Raw genomic sequence first — 17,398 nt, forward strand, 5'->3', positions numbered from 1 at the left:
TGGGTGTTCACATAAAAACCTGTAGCTTGCCTGTAATGATGTTTTTATGAAGAATATTAAAATAATAGAAGTAAAATCAGAAATAGGAGCAGGAACACGCGGCGCCAGTTTGGGTGTAGACGCCATTAAGATTGCCGCGCTGGACTTTATGAGCAACTTTTTTGTGCATTTCCCCACCGAAGCCATCGAAACGGAAAACAAGCTGCTATTTGAACCGATTGAGTCGCCCTACGCCAAAAGGATCAAAGGCACCTTCAATATGTATGAGCGCATCAGCAAAAGTGTGTGCGAAACGGTGAAGGCCAACTGGTTCCCGGTATTATTATCAGGTGATCACAGTACGGCAGGAGCCACCATTGCGGGTCTGAAAATGGCGCATCCCAAAGCCAAACTGGGAGTGATCTGGATAGACGCCCATGCCGATCTGCATACGCCTTATACCACGCCTTCGGGCAATATGCACGGGATGCCGCTGGCCACCGCTATTGCAGAAGACAATATGGACTGTAAGGTGCATGACCTGGATGAGAATACGGTCAAGATGTGGAATGCTTTGAAAAACATCGGCAAAATAGCCCCCAAAGTATTACCGGAAGATATTGTATTCATTTCCCTGAGGGATTATGAAAAGGAAGAAGATTACCTGATCAAGCAATACGGGATGAAGGTAATTACCACCAGCGAGGTACGCCGCAAGGGTCCGGAGAATATTTCGCGTTCTGTATTCCGTTATCTCAGTGATTGTGAGTATATCTATGTTTCTTTTGATGTGGACAGCCTGGACGCCTCCATCTCCAAAGGCACCGGTACACCTGTAAGTAACGGATTAAGAGAGCGGGAGGCGGAAGATCTGATTGCCAAATTTATGCAGCACCGTAAAATCTGCTGTTTTGAGATTACAGAAGTGAATCCTACCCTTGACCGGGAGAACCTGATGGCAGAAATTGCCTTTAACATCCTGCAACGCAGTGTGAATGTGCTGATGATGAACTAGGGTTTGATCTTAAAATAAGCCACAAGCCAGCCGGTTACTTCACTATAACTGCGGATACCCTTATCCTGTTTATTGGCTTTGAGGTACCGGTCGTATAGCACGGAGGAGTAATCTTCCACTTTCCCTGTATAGGGTTCATAGAAATCGATGATGGCTTTATAATCTGCTTTCACACCAGGGACGGCCCTTTTCCAGATATTGTGGGCGAGGGTAGAATCGCGGCGGGCGAGCTGACGCACGCTATACAGGAACATATCAAAATTGGCGGCATAACGGAAATGGCTATCCGGGATGCTGGTAGCGGCCAGGTAACCTACAAAGTTTGCTTCTTCTTCCGGTGCATATCCGATCTGGTGTGCAATTTCATGACAGGATACGAATGGCAGGATCACATCGGGCACGGTGGTATTTACCTGTGCTTCGTTGGTAAATGGGTTGAGATAGCCTGTTACACCGGGATAGTTGAGCCAGTGGCCAAACATGGCAGGTTTTACACTGGGAGCGCGGTAACGCAGGGCAGGCCAGGTTCTGGCAGCAGCCTCGTAGGCTGCGATGGCCTTTTCGAACACGGGTTTACCACTGGTATCTGTTTTCATGGTACCGATGGTGTCGCCGGTGTTGGCCTTTTCCTGGTTCACCAGTTGCAGTAAGGTATCCGACAACTGATAGAGCTGTTGCGTATTATATGGCCCTGTAACGAGGTGTGTATCGTAGGTGAGCGAGTTGCGTTCGTAGTTGAAGCCCCAGAGGACGAGGAAGGCCAGGTAAGCGCTGAGCAGGAAGCTGATACCGCTTAAAACCTGGAGGCCGAGGGCTTCCCAGGCTCCCCGGAAGAGTTTATAACATAGTTTTAACAAATAAAGTATTCCTCCGATAATCCAGGCAGTATATATTACATCGCCAATGCTAAATGGTACTATACCTGTTACTTGTCTGAACGCCACACTACTCCACTCATACCACCTATGAAAGTAGAAATCACTGAAGCGGTTACTCCAGGCGAAAAATCCTTTCAACAACAGTATAGCCGTAAGTGTTAGTACAATACGGACAATTTTCTTTTTAATCCTGACTCTTGTCTCCATATAATGTGGCGGAACATGATAGATGAAATTCTACAAAAACAGTTAAGCGTTGCACTTTCCGAACATTTGAAAGTAAAAATACATATTAATGATGCAAAAAGCGTGCATGGTGGCGATATTAACGAATCTTTTCGTATAGCCACCAACGAAGGGTATTTTTTTATCAAGATGAATGATGCCCGGAAGTATCCGGATATGTTTGCGCAGGAGTATGCTGGGTTGCAGGAACTGCAGGGGGCCGGGGCGTTGCGTACGCCGAAGCCGCTGGGTTACGGGAGTGTGAACGGGAAGGCTTACCTGTTGCAGGAATTCCTGACGAAGGGGCAGGCGGTAACCGATTTCTGGGATGACTTTGCGGTGTCGCTGGCGAAGCAGCACCGGGTAACGCGGCCCCATTTTGGGTATCCGGGCCCCAATTATGTGGGAAGTTTAAAGCAATATAATACGCCTTATAGCAGCTGGACGGTATTTTATGCGTTCAACCGTTTATTGCCGTTGATCCGGATGGCTTATGACCAGCAATTGGTGGATCAGCAGATGGTGCAGCAGGTAGAGCGGTTGTGCCGGCAGTTGCCGCAATTGTTCCCGGTGGAGGCGCCGGCGTTGTTACACGGAGATCTGTGGTCGGGTAATTTTATGGTGGGGAGCAACGGGAAGGCCTGTATTTTTGACCCGGCGGTGTATTATGGACATCGGGAGATGGATCTTGCCATGACGCGGCTCTTCGGTGGATTTGACACACGTTTTTACTACGCATACCAGGCGGCCTATCCCTTGTCGCCGGGGTGGCAACAGCGGATAGGCATCTGCCAGTTATATCCGTTGATGGTGCATTATATTTTGTTCGGGGGTAATTACTACAACAGTATCCGGGAGGTATTACAATCTTATTGATTATTCGCTGGGTGTATCAATAAAATCACGCATTTTGCCATATTCTTCTTCCACGAGGGGATAAAACTTATTTACGTCTTCCTTAATTTCATTAAAAAGCCGGGTAATATCGGTGGCATAGGTTTCCTGGTTGATCCGGAGGTAGTTTTCCAGTTCCTGCATTTTGGCGCTGATCCAGGTAAGGCCTACCATGGCAAAATTTGGTTTGAGTTTGTGTACCTGGAATTTCATGTCTTCCCATTTCTGGTTATCGACCATTCCCTGTAGCTTGACTATTTCATCCCGGATAGTTCTGATAAAAATTTCAAATAGGTCTGCGGCATAGGAAATATTACTCTCATAGAGGTCTGTGAGATATTTGACATCCAAATCGTTGTTAAACTCAAATCCGCTAAGGTTCTGCACTTCTTCCATTATTAGTTCTGTTTCGTCTTCGTTGAGATATTTATTAAAAATCTGTAGTAACTGATCCGGTGTATAGGGTTTGGTCAGTATATCTGTTATTCCTGCGGCTCTGGCCATTGTAGCGGTACTTTCCATGGCCACGGCGGTGGTGGCGATAACGGGAGTTGCTACATTGGGTTGATCTTCATCGGCCCTGATCTTCTGGGCGAGTTCCAGGCCGTTCATGCCCGGAATGCGGATATCCATGAGGATCAGGTCATATTGTCTTGCTTCGAGGAACCAGGTAGCATCAGGACCGTTGGTAGCCAGCTGGTAATTGATTTTATATTTTTCCAGCAGGCTCATGATGTATCTGAGGTTCATCGGGTTATCTTCTACTACCAGTACTCTTGCGTCTTCAAAGGATCTTTGCAGCAGTTTCCTGCTTAGTTTACCTGCCTGTGTGGTGAGTGGGCGGCGGCTGTCGAGGAAGGGAATATTAAAGCTAAAGCAGGTATTGAACCCGGTCCGTTCTTCCACGGTGATGTTTCCGCCCTGGATTTCCACCAATTGTTTTACGATGGCGAGGCCAAGGCCGGTGCCGCCATATTTTTCGCGGATATCTCCTTCTGCCTGTTTATAGTTTTTAAAGATCAGTTCCAGTTTATCTTTTTTGATGCCGATACCGGTATCGCAGACGAGGAAGCGAATCCAGAGTTTATTATCCTGCCAGCTTTCCTGGGTGGCAGTGATAGCAATTTCACCATCGTTGGTGAACTTCTCTGCATTTCCTAACAAATTGATTAGTATTTGGTTCAGTAACACATCGTCGCCGATCAGCCATGTATTGAGGCTGGGGTCCAGTTCGGCGGTTATTTTAACCGGCCGGCGGCCTAGTTTGTGTTCAAAAGTGTTCCGTAAAGACTGTATCAGTTCGCGGAGGTTGAATTCGCGTTGGTTAACCTGAACTTCCCGGGCTTCTATCCTGGAAATATCGAGAATATCACTGACAATGCCCAGCAGTATGGCGGAAGAGTTTTTGAGAATGTCTACATATTCCTGTTGTTGCGGGTCCAGGCGGGTTTCTTCGAGCAGGTGGGCCATCCCCACAATCGCGTTGAGGGGTGTTCTTATTTCATGGCTCATGCTGGCGAGGAAATCTTTCTGGGCGCGCTGGGCTTCTTCTGCCTGGCGGCGGGCGAGTTCCAGGTCTTGCTGGAGCTTTTTCTGGTGGGTGATATCCATGTGGATACCTGCGCCACCGGTGATGTTGCCGTGCCGGTCGTAGATATTGGCGGAGCTGGCGAGGATCCATCGGTTGGAGCCGTCTTTCAGCTTTATTTCCATGTCATAAACGAGGGGTACGTTTTCATCGAGGCGTTTCCTGCGGAGCGCCCGGGCGAAGGCGCGGTTATTTTCCGGTACAAATATATCGGTGATGTTTTTCCCGATGAGTTCCTCCTCGTTGTACCCGGAAAGGCGGCAAAAGCTTTCGTATACGCGGGTAATGTTACCATTGACATCGGTTTCGCACATAGCGGCATTGAGGTTATTGAGGATGACCCTGAATTTTTCCTCATTGCGTTTTATTTCTTCCTGCACATGGTGGCGGCGGGTAATATCGATGGCCTGCCAGATGGCGCCGCTGAATGTTTCGCCATTGAAAATGGGGAGGTAATTGATTTCCCAGGTTTGCCCGTTGATGAAAGGTACTTCCCAGCCGAACCAGGGTTTCTTTTCCTTGCGGAGGGCTTTCATTTTGGCTTCCAGGGGGAAGTTGGGTTCCACCATAGGTTTAAAGTAGCGGATCAGTTCAGTATAGGAATAGTGGAGGGGGGTATGATGGTTCATATACTGGCTGAAGATGTCGTTTACCCAGATGCAGCGGTGCTTTTCATTGGTGACCAATAAACCGGCGCTGGTATTGTTAAGCCAGGCAGTTATGGGCAGGGAAAAGATATCCGGGGCTCCGTTTAACGGCATGCCGGTACTATCAGTAGCAGTTATTTTCTTACTGTTTTTTCCTGTGGCCTTCATCTTTATTTGATGGAATGGGGACTACGGGTTTTCAAGTTAAATAGATGAATTGTGAAAAACAGGTATAAGATAAGGCCGAATTTCTTACCTTTGCGCCTCACGCCTGATGATCACACATCAATATGGCTGATATTTTATGATATAAATATATATATAAATAAGATATCGTTAGTGAACAAATTTATGAAATTTTTGCAATTGCAAATATTTAATTACCTTTGCATCCCTCTAAAAGTGAGGATATTGATATGAAACCACTCCGCGAATTTGATATAGCCTTTGTAGGGTTAAACCCAGGGGAACATTCATTTCATTATGCTATCGGAGAGCGTTTCTTTGATAATTTTGAAGAGCCGAGAGATTTCAGTGATTGTGCGGTGAGTGTGAATCTCACATTGGACAAGAAGAGTAACTTCTTTTTACTGAAATTTGCAATAGGTGGTAAGGTAACTGTTACCTGCGACCGGTGTGGAGAGCCCTTTGAGATGCAGCTATGGGATGATTTCAACCAGATAGTGAAGCTGGTAGAAAATCCGGAAGAGCTGGCAAGTGGAGAAGAAGATCCGGATGTATCGTATATATTGAAGACAGAAAGCCACCTGAATGTGGCAGAATTTATATACGAGTTTATCCATCTGAGCATTCCAATGCAACGTATACATCCTGACAATGCCGATGGCAAAAGCGGTTGTAATCCGAAAGTGATTGAAATGCTGGAGCAAATGAACCAGCAGGCAAAAGAAAACGATAACCCAATCTGGAAAGGATTGGATAAATTTAAGGACAATTAAAAATTAAATAAAATGCCAAATCCTAAACGCAGACATTCTCAGCAAAGATCAGCAAAGAGAAGAACGCATTATAAGGCGGTAGCGGATACATTAAGCACTGACAGCGCAACCGGTGAAGTGCACCTGAGACACCGTGCTCATTGGGTGGAAAACAAACTGTACTACAGAGGAAAGGTAGTGTTGGAAAAACAGAGCGCAGCTAAATAATTATTTTACTATTTTTACCCGAGCTAACAAGAACAAACCTTGAGTTACATGAGAATCGGGCTTGATATGATGGGTGGCGATTTTGCCCCCACAGAAGCAGTAAAAGGAGTAAAACTATATTTAGACACTGTTGCATCTGATGTGCACCTGGTATTAATTGGAGACGAGCAACAGTTAGCTCCTTTAATAGCTGAGGCACAGCTGGACCAATCAAAATATTCAGTTGTTCATTCATCCCAGGTAATCGGGATGGATGAACACCCTACTAAGGCACTGAAAGAGAAGCCACAATCCTCCATCTCTATCGGTTTTCATTTATTGAAAAATGAGAAAATAGATGCTTTCATCAGCGCAGGTAATACCGGCGCCATGATGGTGGGCACCTATTATTCCATTAAAGCCATAGAAGGAGTGCAACGTCCTACTATATCTACTCTGGTACCCCGTGAAAACGGTACGTACGGCCTCTTGCTTGACGTAGGTATCAACGCCGACTGCAAACCTGAAAACCTGGCACAATTTGCCCTTCTCGGATCCCTCTATTCCAAACATATCCTCGGGGTTCCTGACCCTAAGGTGGGTTTACTGAATATCGGCGAGGAAGAAGGCAAAGGCAACCTGCTTGCGCAGGCAACTTACCCGCTGTTAAAAGAAAGCAAACAAATCAATTTCGTCGGCAACATTGAAGGTAGAGATATCCTCTCTGAAAAAGCAGATGTTATTGTATGTGAAGGCTTTACCGGCAACATCGTTCTTAAGATGGCCGAATCATTCCATGAAATCGCATTAAGACGCAATATTCAGGATGATTACATGAAGAAATTTGATTCAGAATCATATGGCGGTACTCCCGTTTTAGGCGTTTCCAAACCAGTTATTATTGGTCATGGTATTTCCAAAGGAACAGCGTTTAAAAATATGATACAGCTATCCCAACAAATGATCGAAAGCAAACTGCTGGAGAAAATTAAAGAGAGTTTTGTAGTTGTAGCGAAGGATGCTCAGCAGTAAACGCCGAAAAAATTTTTAAAGAACCGCTTCTGAAAGGAAGCGGTTTTTTTATGCGCGGAATCCGGAAGCGGAAAGCAAATGATAACATGAGCGCCGGTGAGCAATTAGCAGGAACCGCCTGCAGTAGCTCATACCAGCGATACTCTGTTCAAATGAAAATGGGCAATAACAGTATCTCAGATGCTGTTATTGCCCATTCCTATCCGGAGATATTAATGTCCCTGCAGAGGTAACTTCACATAAAAAGTAGTGCCTTCATTCAGCTTGGTTTCAAACCAGATCTCCCCTCTCGCCTGTTCGGCAATATTCTTACACATGGCCAGTCCCAGGCCGGTGCCGGAAGATTTCGTAGTGAAATTGGGCACAAAGATGCGGGATTGCACCTCGGTAGAAATACCTTCGCCATTATCAGACACACTCACAATCACCGAACCACCGGAAATCAACTGCAGCCGCACGGTAATCTGCCCTTTCCTGTCTTCCGGAATAGCCTGGATGGCATTCAGTAACAGGTTGGTAAAGAGCCGGTTCATCTGCGTTTTATCGGCAAAGACGTAGAAGTCCTGCTGCGGCTGAATATACGTTACCTCACAGTCCTCATGTCCCTGGTACAAAGAAGTGAGGGAATACAATACTTCATTCAGCAATACCTCTTCATTATTAGGCTCACCTATGCGGGCAAATGCGGAAAAGTCGGACGCAATATTCGAAAGGTGTTCTATCTGCTCTACCAGTGTGCCGGCTACTTTGCGCGACAACTCCTTCACATTTGGAGAGTCGCCGGCGATGGCGCGCTGCAGGTACTGGATGCTCAGTTTCATGGGCGTGAGCGGGTTCTTGATTTCATGTGCCACCTGCCGGGCCATTTCCCGCCATGCCCCTTCCCTTTCGCTCTTCGCTAAACGCACCGCACTGATTTCCAGCTTACGCACCATCTTATTGTATTCTTTCACCAGTGCACCGATCTCATCATCTTTATCCCATTCTATTTCGTCGTTGCGCTGACCGAGATTTACATGGCGCAGCTTTTCCGTTACCAGGGAGAAGGAACGGGTGATAGAGTTCGTGATCAGCAAAGCTACCATTCCTGCAATGAGAAAAATGAAAGCATTGAAATTGATCAGGGCTACCAGGAAGTTAGATATCTGTTGATTCAGTTCTGTTTGTGTGGCAAAGTAAGGTACGTTCAGGTATGCAATTACTTCGTGTGTGTCGTGATTACGCAACGGCATATAACCGGAGAGCAACGGCATTACACCGATATACTCCGTATGAATAAACTGGATCTGCTCCAACCGGAAAAGGCTGTAATAGGCCTGTGGATCTATCTTTGTGGAGATCAGTCCTTTGTCCGTCATCATAGGCTGGGTGGTGAGCTGCAGGTTGCCGTCGCTATCATAAATGTTGATATCGAGCGCTCTTTCATTGGCAATATCCGACAGGGAGTTGGCCAGTTTTTTCCGCAGTTCGGAGTCGTACATATCCCCTACCTGGTCGAGGTCGCGTTGGTTCTCGAAGATCTTCTCCACATCTTTGGCTACCTCCCGCATCGTTCTGCTCAGGCGCTCGCGGTTCTGCATTTCGGAGCGGTAGATAAAGAATTTGATGGTGGTGATACCCAGGATCAGGAAGGAGAAGATAACGACAAAGATGATGGTACCATGAACCTTCTTGCGGATGCTGACGTTGATCAGCGTGCGCAGGTTGCTGATCCGCATCCTGGCTTTGATAAGCAGGTCGAATGCCTTGTACACTGCAATGATGAGCAGGAACAGGCAGAACATATAGGCAAACAGGGTGATAAATTCCACAAACATCCTGTTTTCCTTTACCACTATCACCACTTTCTCCGGTGTGGCGCGGTAGATCAATTCCGAATATCCTTTGATAGATTTTACGGTCACATCTGCATTCGGCAGCTCGTGTGTATATAACCGGATCGGGAAAGGGAAGTCGTTGTTGTTACTGACGAGAATACCTTTATCGTAAACGGCAAAGGAATAGATGCCTGCGTATTCACGGCCGGGATCACTCATATCACCTTCTACCAGCAGTTCCGGATAGAGCCGGTCGCTGCTTACCGGTTTGGGAGCCAGTGTATACACCAGCCAACCGGTTACTTCGCCGTTGGTATTATGGAATTCCTTTTTGGCGATATAACTATAATCGTTGAAGCTCCGTTCGTAATAGTACAGATCGTTGCCCGGTACGAGCGAAGGAGAGGCTTCTGATTCAGCAAATATCTGCCGGTTAAAAGTCAGCAGACTGATGGTATCACCGGGAAACAGGGACGTACCATTTTCATCGTAGGCATAGATACCTACTTTGAAGCGGCTCAGGTATCCCTGGAAATACCGTTGGAGCAGCAGGTCGTCGAATGCGGATTTACGGTGAACGCGGGTGCTTTTATCCTGGAAAAAATACTGGATGGTTTCATCGTGTTCAATCTTTTTGCCGATATCATTCAGGAGCATTTCGAGATAAGGATCCTTTTGCCTGGACAGGTCTTCCGCGAGCTTCTCACGGGCATACAGTTCCTTATGATTATTATAGTGTACCAGCGCCCCCGAAGTGGTAATAGTGAGCAGGAAGAGCCAGAAGAGGAACGGCACGGTGGCCATACTGCTCTCGAAGCGATCGGCCAGGAAGTCCAGCAACACAATATATATCAGCAACCAGATCACCATTGTTACCGAGAACGGGAGTTCGGGGTTATGGATGCGGAACAGCAGCCAGATAATACCCACTGCTGCCAGCCAGATGTATTTGGTACGGTACTGAAAATTGGTGAGCTCATTCAGCAGGTAGTTGATGATCTGGGAGAAGAACAGGAAGCTGAAGGAAATAAAGCCCAGCACCATGAACCCGATGATACTGTATACGATGCTGTATTCTGTAAGACTGAACGGATTTGTAACGTCAAACGAGATCTTGGAATCTATAACAAGGCTCTGTATGAGATCTGCCAGGAACTGCTCCACGATGTAGAGGATCAGGCTGGCAACGATAATGACTACGCTCTGGGCCCATCTCTTTTTGAGAACAGGCGGATTGATGGTTTTAACGTGTTCCCGGAAGAAGAGAATCATCCAGAAAGTGAGCAGTACATTGATGAGCAGATCGCCAAGGGAATAAAAGATTTCATCTTTTGCATAGATCCTGGGATCGAAGATATTGAGTTCTTTCAGGTTAAACGGAAACGGATATACGTAGCTGAGTACCCGCAGGCCGAATACGACCAGGAAGAGGAACAGGAAGCCATATAGCGGGTTCGTAGTTTTGGCCAGCAAGGTGGCGAAGAGATTGAGGAAGATGAGTACACAGATACAACCTAACACCCGCAGCAGTACGCTCAGGTTATTGGGATGATGTACGTGCATCCCGCTGTTATAATCGAGGTAAAACAGCGTTTGTTCATCACCGTTATTTACCGGGAGAATAATATGTTCCGGTACCAGCATAGCGGGTTGTTCCCGGAGAATACTGTACTCCTCTCCCAGTTCTTCCTTATGATAAAAGTGGCTGACCAGGTAGTTATTCCTGATGGCATATTCCAGTCGTACCGGAATCACGGCTACCAGGTATTGTGCATGTCCGGGAGCGGATTTTACTTTCCGGGAGATAACTTCATAGTAGCCGTTTTTCAGCTTCATAAAGCGCTGCGAATCTTCCAGGGATGTCTGGAGTTCTTCCGGCTGTACCTGGCTGGTATTCCAGAAGGTAAGCCAGATACCGGTATTGTTGGAATCGTAGGCAAAGAGGTAATACTCCATGCTTGTGAGTTCATCCAGTGTTTTCTGGTCGTAGCTGCGCTGGAAAAGGGAATTCGTAAGGGCCGTATCTTTTGTCAGTTTTCCGAAGGCCTTTTCCCGTTGGTGGATACTTTTCTCCATGCTGCGTTTCACGCCCTGCGGGGAGGAGTAGTAAGACCAGTAGTTGCTGAACAGGAAGGCGAAAGTAAACAGCCAGGCTGCAATGATCAACAGATAGCCATGTCGCAGGAAAAAAAGCCGTATTTCTTTAGTATCGATCAATGCGGGTTTATTAAAGACAGGTTTACAATTGCTCTGTGGTTTTCACCTGGTTCCAGAGTGTATCCATTTCCGTTAAAGTCATGTCGTTGAGAGTACGTCCCTGTTCGCGAGCCAGTACTTCCATGGCCTGGAAGCGTCGCTGGAATTTTTTGTTGGTCCGTTCGAGGGCATTTTCCGCATCGATATCAAGGAACCTGGAATAATTGACGAGGGAGAACATCACGTCGCCGAATTCATCTTCCATATCATTTTTATTACCGCTGTTGACGGCAACTTCCAGTTCGTTGACTTCTTCCTTTACTTTATCCCATACCTGGGCGGTATTATCCCATTCGAAGCCGGTTTGTTTGGCTTTTTCCTGGAGGCGCATGGCTTTTACGAGGGCGGGGAGGGAAAGGGGGACGCCGCTGAGTACGGATGTTTTGCCTTCTTTCAGCTTTAATTTTTCCCAGTTCTGCTTTACCTGGTCTTCTGTTTCGGCTTTTACATCGCCATAAATATGCGGGTGGCGATGAATGAGTTTATCGCATACGCCGTTGATCACGTCGTTGATATCAAATTTTTGTTGTTCAGATCCAATTTTGGCATAGAACACAATGTGAAGCAGGATATCGCCCAGTTCTTCTTTGATGGACTTCCAGTCTTCGTCGGTAATGGCATCTGCCAGCTCATAGGTTTCTTCGATAGTGAGCTGACGAAGCGTTTGAATGGTTTGCTTCCGGTCCCAGGGGCACTTTTCCCTTAAATCGTCCATGATCTGCAGGAGGCGATCAAATGTAGCTGTCTTTTCCATATTTTGTAAAAATAGGGATCATTTGGGGATTTTGATATTCATAGATCTGTCCGGTGGTTGGACGGGCCGGGGAACGTGTAAAAATGGGGAATACTTTTTCTTGGTTAAAAGGCCATTTTAATTACATTTGCCAGCTATTAAATGGTAGCGATTTCATGATCTGGAGGGGACATTTTTATCGGGTAAAACTGTCCTCTGGCAATCAAAAAATCCCAAAATGTATTGATTTATGAATCCGAAACACATTGCGCTTATTTCATCGGAGTTAGGTATTTCCGGCAAGCAGGCAGAAAGTACCATGACCCTGTTATCTGAAGGATCTACGGTTCCATTCATCAGTCGTTACCGTAAAGAGGTAACGGGTAGTCTGGACGAAGTACAGATAGGCCGTATTGAAGACTTGCAGAAGCGTTACAAAGAGGTGGACGATCGTCGTGATTTTATTATCAAAACGATCACTGAGCAGGAGAAAATGACACCTGAGTTACTGACCAAGCTGGAGAACACCTGGGTACTGGCAGAACTGGAAGATATTTACCTGCCTTACAAACCTAAGCGCAAAACCCGTGCTACCGTGGCTATTGAGAAAGGTCTGGAGCCATTGGCGACGTTGTTGTTTGAGCAACAGGACGGCGATCTTTCTGCAGCGGAAACATTTATCAATGAGCAGGTAGCTACTTCAGAAGAAGCATTAAAAGGTGCGCGTGATATTATTGCGGAATGGATCAATGAAAATGCGGAATGCCGTGACAAGCTGCGTAAACTATTTACTCATACCGGCAAGCTCACCTCCAAAGTAGTAGAAGGAAAAGAAGCCGAAGGCGATAAGTATAAAGATTATTTTGAGTTTTCCGAAGACCTCCGTGAGATGCCATCTCACCGGGTACTGGCCATATTACGTGCAGAGCACGAAGGCATCCTGTTCAGCTCCATTGCACCGGTAGAAGAAGATGCTACTGCGCTGATCAACAAACAGTTTGTGGTAGGTAAAGGCAAGGCTGCAGAACAGGTGACCAAAGCCGCAGCAGATGCTTACAAGCGTTTACTGCGTCCTTCCCTGGAAAATGAATTCAGGGCGGTAGCAAAAGAAAAGGCGGACCAGGAAGCGATCGATGTATTTGCAGAAAACCTGCGTCAGTTGTTACTGGCAGCACCATTAGGCCCCAAAGGCGTGATCGCGATAGATCCGGGATACCGGACCGGTTGTAAAGTGGTGGCGCTGGATAACCAGGGCAACATGCTGGACAACGACGTGATTTATCCGCTTGAGAAAAATTATAAGAGCGAACATGCAGAAGCCCTGTTGAAGAAGTGGGCGGATAAATATCATACCGAAGCCATTGCAGTGGGTAATGGTACTGCGGGTCGTGAAACAGAAGAATTTGTGAAGAAGATTGATTTTGGTAAAAAGATCAATGTATTCATGGTGAATGAAAGTGGTGCGTCGGTATATTCTGCATCAGAAGTAGCCCGTGAGGAGTTTCCTGATCATGATGTAACGGTGCGTGGGGCCATCTCCATAGGCCGCAGGCTGATAGATCCGCTGGCGGAACTGGTGAAGATAGATCCTAAAGCAATTGGTGTTGGACAATACCAGCATGATGTGAGCCAGTCGTCGCTGAAACAGAGCCTGGATCGCGTGGTGGTAAGCTGTGTAAACAATGTGGGTGTGAACCTGAATACGGCCTCCAAGCATCTGCTGGCGTATATTTCCGGTCTGGGTCCTTCCCTCGCGGAAAATATTGTGAAGTACCGTAAAGAAAACGGCGCGTTCAGCAACCGTATGCAGCTGAAGAAAGTGCACCGTCTGGGTGATAAAGCATTTGAACAATGTGCGGGCTTCCTTCGCATTGAGAATGGCGACAATCCGCTGGATAATTCTGCGGTGCATCCGGAGCGTTATGACCTGATCAAGGAAATGGCGGCGAAACAGCACAGTACTGTGCAGGATCTGATGGGTAAAGACGAATTGCGCAAGCAGATCAACCCGAAAGATTATGTGAGTGCAGAAGTAGGTTTACTGACTTTGGAAGATATATTAAAAGAGCTGGCGAAGCCTAGCCGCGATCCGCGCGACGAGATCTCTATTTTTGAATATGCAGAAGGCATTCATAAAATGGAAGATGTAAAGCCAGGGATGGTACTACCGGGTGTAGTGACGAACATTACTGCGTTTGGTGCCTTTGTGGATATTGGTGTGAAGCAGGATGGACTGGTACATATTTCCCATCTCTCCAATAAATTTATCAGCAATCCGAATGAGGCAGTTAAACTGAATCAGAAGGTACAGGTAACGGTCCTGGAAATTGATGTCGCGCGCAAGCGTATTTCTTTGTCGATGAAAGATAGCAGTGGTTCGCAGCCGGCATCATCCGGGCAGCGGAGAGAGCCGCGTAATGATTCCAGGCAGGAGCAGCCGAAGCGGGCAAATAAACCGGCGGCAAAAGAAGCGCCGCTGAATGATTTCCAGGCGAAACTGGCTGCGTTGAAGAATAAATTTGATAATTAATCATAAAAAAGGGAAGGCGATCGGCCTTCCCTTTTTCTTTATCGTTCGAATTTCTGCATCCACTGCAGGAATTTTTCCGGGTAATCGGTATCTCCTTTTTCACTGAACAGCATCAGGTTACTGTTGACCGTGAAGCCGATGTAAATAATATCCCTGTCCAGGTCGACGGCAATGGCGGCTTCATCGAAGCCTGATTTACCGGGCATATAACCTTCATTAAAAAGTATCTTGTTTTCCACTTCGATAGGTGGTGATACTTTTAGTCTTTCAAAAAAGGATTTACGGGCTTTTCCAACCAGTACTTTAAACCTGCTTTTCAGAGGTTCCTGATCAAACAGGCCGCTTTCCATGGCATATTTTCCCTGAAAGGACAGGAAGCTGTTCCAGGATGCGACCATGTCGGTTTGAATGGTATCGCCGCTGGCGATCATGGTATCTGTGGGGGGTAAGTTCGCCTGATCGGCCAGCACAATTGCCCTTACCTGCTGTGCAGGACCGTTACATGCAAGCGCATAGAATGTAAACGATAAAAGAGATGCAACAGGAATCCTTCTTGCAGTCATGGTTAAATTTTTATTTATTTTGAGTAACGGGGTTACAACAACTGACGGGCACCACTTTCCCGGCAGCTAACAGTCAGATTTATCAGTGGAAGGTTAACAAGTCAGATAATAAAAAAGTTTAATGGTTTTTCAATAAAGTCGGGTCTATTTCCCTTTAAATTCGGGAGCCCTTTTGTCAATAAAAGCCTGCATGCCTTCCTTCTGATCTTCAGATGCAAAGAGAAGGTAAAAATTTTTACGTTCAAAATGTAATCCTTCTTCGAGGCTGGTATCAAAAGTTTTGAGGACCGCTTCTTTGGCCATTTTCAGGGCAATGGGGCTCATGGCGGCGGTGGTAGCAGCCAGTTTGATGGCCTCCTGCAAAAACAGCTCCTCGGGCACTACCCGGTTAATGAGGCCAGCCTGCAGCGCTTCTGCTGCGGTTATAAAGCGGCCGGTGAGCACCATTTCCATGGCCAGGGCCTTCCCTACTGCGCGGGTCAGGCGTTGGGTGCCACCAGCACCGGGCATAACACCCAGTTTTATTTCCGGCTGACCGAAGCGGGCGGTTTCGCTGGCTACGATCATATCACAGAGCATCATCAGTTCACAGCCGCCGCCCAGGGCGAATCCACTGACAGCAGCGATGATAGGTTTTTTGATTTTTTTGATGGCGTCCCAGGTACTGAACTGATCGGTATTGTACATGTCCATGGCAGATTTCCCTGCCATTTGCTTGATATCTGCGCCTGCGGCGAAAGCTTTTTCGTTACCACTGAGCACAATGACCCTGACGGTATCATCAGCATCGAGGAGTTTCAGGGCATCTCTCAGTTCGCCCATCAGTTGCAGGTTCAGTGCGTTTAATTCCTTTGGACGATTTAACTGGATGTGGGCAACAAAAGGCGCCACTTGCTGGTGTATGATGATAAATTCCGGTTGCATCCTTTAAAGTTAAAGAAATATCGCAAACATGAGTCCAACAAAACCAGCGAAAACGAGTAAAATAGCAAAGAAATAAGCCACAAAAAGGAAGATACTTTTGAGAAAGGACTTCCAGAGTGATTGTTTATAGTTGTTATAAAGTGCCAGGACGAGGTAACCGAAAAACAGCCACCAGGCGAGAGATACAAAGAAGTCGATATGGAAGATCAGATCAAGCAGGAAGCCTGCCAGTCCGACAATAAATGCAAAAGAGTGCAGATGAATAGCAAAGATGGCATGGTCTGCGTATAACCACTTCTTCTTGTCGTAAATCCATTTCATAAACAGTGCGAACAGTGGCAGCAGTACGAACATCATTTTTGGAATGTTGTGGGTAAACATTTCGATCATGGCTTTCTTTGTATCACCGCCATATTTTTCCTTGATGCCGATAAGTCTTCTGAATGCCAGTCGAGCGGTACCGTGGAGTTTCTCTGAGTCAGGCAGGGCTTTTTGCAGGGAATCGAACTGCGCGACCGTCCTTACCTGATCCATGTCATTTGCAAGCCTGTTCATATTTTCTCCAACGGCGGAACTATCGTCCTTAAAAGCCTGCCGGATGGCTTCCGGCCCATCTGTTGCGCTAAGTGAATCCTTGCTGTTCCTGGTTGCCACGAGGGCAGCCTCCTTTTTCTCCTGCTCCGGTTTTTCGTCATGATACAGCGAAAAAACGCCAAAAAAGAATACAAAGGAGACGAAAACGTATAGTTTTATGGGATTTACGTAACGTACTCTTCGACCGGCCATATATTCCCGTGTGAGAAATCCAGGGCGGAACAAGAGGTATTTAAGGGTGGTCAGGAACTGGGAGTCGTAATGAAAGATATCTGCCACGAAGTGTTTAACCAGGTGGGAGAATGTTTCATGAGGGACGGTATTTTCTTGTCCGCAGTGTGTACAATAGCGTTCAGGCACTTCGGTGCCACAGTTAAGACAATGTTTATCTTTACGTAAAGGTTGCGATTTCAAGCGATTCAGAATTTTGGTTGTAACTTAATTTTGGTTGGTCGTCTGCCTTTTATTGTTGGCTGATATAAGGCTGCTGCCAGTGGAAAGATAAACAAGAATTATCTCCCGAGAAAGTCCGGTTAAAAAATTTTAATATGATTTTTGCGTTTTACCTTTGAAACATT

At 46.5% G+C, this 17,398-nt stretch carries 13 protein-coding genes; 6 read left to right on the top strand and 7 right to left on the bottom strand.

The window, feature by feature from the left end:
• Positions 1–46 precede the first annotated feature (46 nt).
• On the top strand, positions 47–994 hold the full coding sequence (locus BMW79_RS27825) for an arginase (RefSeq protein WP_089900989.1): 948 nt from the start codon (positions 47–49) through the stop codon (positions 992–994).
• Here the strand turns inward: BMW79_RS27825 and BMW79_RS27830 are convergent.
• Positions 991–2,079: a DUF3810 domain-containing protein gene (locus BMW79_RS27830; protein ID WP_089900992.1), complete on the bottom strand. Its 1,089-nt coding sequence runs from the start codon at positions 2,077–2,079 to the stop codon at positions 991–993. The genes BMW79_RS27825 and BMW79_RS27830 overlap by 4 nt on opposite strands.
• Before the next feature lie 15 nt (positions 2,080–2,094).
• On the opposite strand from BMW79_RS27830, the gene BMW79_RS27835 reads away from it, so the two are divergent.
• Positions 2,095–2,973, top strand: coding sequence for a fructosamine kinase family protein (locus BMW79_RS27835; RefSeq protein ID WP_177192361.1), 879 nt, complete (start codon positions 2,095–2,097; stop codon positions 2,971–2,973).
• Here the strand turns inward: BMW79_RS27835 and BMW79_RS27840 are convergent, their stop codons facing one another.
• The gene (locus BMW79_RS27840) at positions 2,974–5,394 is read right to left on the bottom strand and encodes a PAS domain-containing hybrid sensor histidine kinase/response regulator (RefSeq protein WP_089900996.1); all 2,421 of its coding nucleotides are present in this window, start codon (positions 5,392–5,394) and stop codon (positions 2,974–2,976) included.
• 248 nt (positions 5,395–5,642) lie between these two features.
• Here BMW79_RS27840 and BMW79_RS27845 point away from each other — a divergent pair, with 248 nt between their 5' ends.
• The 3 genes from BMW79_RS27845 to plsX are packed head-to-tail and all read left to right on the top strand — an operon-like array spanning position 5,643 to position 7,403.
• On the top strand, positions 5,643–6,185 hold the full coding sequence (locus BMW79_RS27845) for a YceD family protein (protein WP_089900999.1): 543 nt from the start codon (positions 5,643–5,645) through the stop codon (positions 6,183–6,185).
• 12 nt (positions 6,186–6,197) lie between these two features.
• A complete protein-coding gene (gene rpmF / locus BMW79_RS27850) occupies positions 6,198–6,392 on the top strand; it encodes a 50S ribosomal protein L32 (RefSeq protein ID WP_079473289.1) in 195 nt (64 codons plus the stop codon).
• A gap of 48 nt (positions 6,393–6,440) precedes the next feature.
• Complete coding sequence (gene plsX / locus BMW79_RS27855) at positions 6,441–7,403, top strand: phosphate acyltransferase PlsX (RefSeq protein WP_089901002.1); 963 nt, start codon at positions 6,441–6,443, stop codon at positions 7,401–7,403.
• Positions 7,404–7,615: 212 nt separating this feature from the next.
• Here the strand turns inward: plsX and BMW79_RS27860 are convergent, their stop codons facing one another.
• Positions 7,616–11,437, bottom strand: coding sequence for a sensor histidine kinase (locus BMW79_RS27860; protein ID WP_089901005.1), 3,822 nt, complete (start codon positions 11,435–11,437; stop codon positions 7,616–7,618).
• A 22-nt stretch (positions 11,438–11,459) separates the two neighbouring features.
• Positions 11,460–12,230, bottom strand: coding sequence for a nucleoside triphosphate pyrophosphohydrolase (gene mazG, locus BMW79_RS27865; protein WP_089901009.1), 771 nt, complete (start codon positions 12,228–12,230; stop codon positions 11,460–11,462).
• A gap of 229 nt (positions 12,231–12,459) precedes the next feature.
• On the opposite strand from mazG, the gene BMW79_RS27870 reads away from it, so the two are divergent.
• Entirely contained in the window at positions 12,460–14,739 is a 2,280-nt protein-coding gene (locus BMW79_RS27870) for a Tex family protein (protein WP_089901012.1), read from the top strand.
• 38 nt (positions 14,740–14,777) lie between these two features.
• On the opposite strand, the gene BMW79_RS27875 is transcribed toward BMW79_RS27870, so the two are convergent.
• The 3 genes from BMW79_RS27875 to BMW79_RS27885 all read right to left on the bottom strand — a co-directional run bounded on the left by BMW79_RS27875 (position 14,778) and on the right by BMW79_RS27885 (position 17,234).
• Positions 14,778–15,302, bottom strand: a complete 525-nt coding sequence (locus BMW79_RS27875) for a hypothetical protein (protein ID WP_089901015.1) — start codon at positions 15,300–15,302, stop codon at positions 14,778–14,780.
• 144 nt (positions 15,303–15,446) lie between these two features.
• Positions 15,447–16,226 carry an enoyl-CoA hydratase-related protein gene (locus BMW79_RS27880; protein WP_089901018.1) on the bottom strand — a complete coding sequence of 260 codons (780 nt, stop codon included), beginning with the start codon at positions 16,224–16,226 and terminating at the stop codon, positions 15,447–15,449.
• Between the two features lie 9 nt (positions 16,227–16,235).
• The gene (locus BMW79_RS27885) at positions 16,236–17,234 is read right to left on the bottom strand and encodes a DUF3667 domain-containing protein (RefSeq protein ID WP_177192362.1); all 999 of its coding nucleotides are present in this window, start codon (positions 17,232–17,234) and stop codon (positions 16,236–16,238) included.
• Between the last annotated feature and the right edge of the window lie 164 nt (positions 17,235–17,398).

Origin of the sequence: Chitinophaga arvensicola (assembly GCF_900110835.1) — a bacterium.
In the GTDB taxonomy this organism is placed as follows: Bacteria; Bacteroidota; Bacteroidia; order Chitinophagales; family Chitinophagaceae; genus Chitinophaga; species Chitinophaga arvensicola.

What these genes read in the sequence shown, in the direction of transcription:
- BMW79_RS27825 (WP_089900989.1), top strand. Translation starts at nt 47, where the DNA reads ATGAAGAATATTAAAATAATAGAAGTAAAATCAGAAATAGGAGCAGGA.
- BMW79_RS27830 (WP_089900992.1), bottom strand. Translation starts at nt 2,079, where the DNA reads ATGGAGACAAGAGTCAGGATTAAAAAGAAAATTGTCCGTATTGTACTA.
- BMW79_RS27835 (WP_177192361.1), top strand. Translation starts at nt 2,095, where the DNA reads ATGATAGATGAAATTCTACAAAAACAGTTAAGCGTTGCACTTTCCGAA.
- BMW79_RS27840 (WP_089900996.1), bottom strand. Translation starts at nt 5,394, where the DNA reads ATGAAGGCCACAGGAAAAAACAGTAAGAAAATAACTGCTACTGATAGT.
- BMW79_RS27845 (WP_089900999.1), top strand. Translation starts at nt 5,643, where the DNA reads ATGAAACCACTCCGCGAATTTGATATAGCCTTTGTAGGGTTAAACCCA.
- rpmF (WP_079473289.1), top strand. Translation starts at nt 6,198, where the DNA reads ATGCCAAATCCTAAACGCAGACATTCTCAGCAAAGATCAGCAAAGAGA.
- plsX (WP_089901002.1), top strand. Translation starts at nt 6,441, where the DNA reads ATGAGAATCGGGCTTGATATGATGGGTGGCGATTTTGCCCCCACAGAA.
- mazG (WP_089901009.1), bottom strand. Translation starts at nt 12,230, where the DNA reads ATGGAAAAGACAGCTACATTTGATCGCCTCCTGCAGATCATGGACGAT.
- BMW79_RS27870 (WP_089901012.1), top strand. Translation starts at nt 12,460, where the DNA reads ATGAATCCGAAACACATTGCGCTTATTTCATCGGAGTTAGGTATTTCC.
- BMW79_RS27875 (WP_089901015.1), bottom strand. Translation starts at nt 15,302, where the DNA reads ATGACTGCAAGAAGGATTCCTGTTGCATCTCTTTTATCGTTTACATTC.
- BMW79_RS27880 (WP_089901018.1), bottom strand. Translation starts at nt 16,226, where the DNA reads ATGCAACCGGAATTTATCATCATACACCAGCAAGTGGCGCCTTTTGTT.